Consider the following 363-nt stretch of genomic DNA (forward strand, 5'->3'; position numbering starts at 1 on the left):
GGCGATCGCCAAGGAGTTCGACGACTGCTACAACCGGATCACCGGAACGGAGGTCGCGCTGGTGACATCCGTGGTGCCGCTGGAATCGCAGCATCTCGCTCAGATCGCAAAATCAGTTCAGCGGCTGACCAAGGCGAAGAACGTGAGGATCAAAACCACTCTGGATTCATCTCTGGTGGCCGGATTCACCATCCGCTACGGCGCCTCGGGGTCCAAGTTCATCGACATGAGCGTGAAGAAGCAGCTCGCAGAGATCGCCAAGCAGCTCGACTTCTCGGACATCGTCCTGGCCTCCTAGAAGAGATCCATATCCGCCTGGAATATCAAATCTATGTGAGCAATACCTCCCTCCTTTGATTGTTC

General features: G+C 55.6%; 1 protein-coding gene. It reads left to right on the plus strand.

Features of this window, described 5'->3' with window-relative positions:
* A partial coding sequence (gene atpH, locus DJ021_RS18485; protein WP_111459195.1) for an ATP synthase F1 subunit delta occupies positions 1-298 on the plus strand: 298 nt, incomplete at its 5' end.
* Between the last annotated feature and the right edge of the window lie 65 nt (positions 299-363).

Source organism: Phenylobacterium hankyongense (genome assembly GCF_003254505.1).
Taxonomy (GTDB): Bacteria; Pseudomonadota; Alphaproteobacteria; order Caulobacterales; family Caulobacteraceae; genus Phenylobacterium; species Phenylobacterium hankyongense.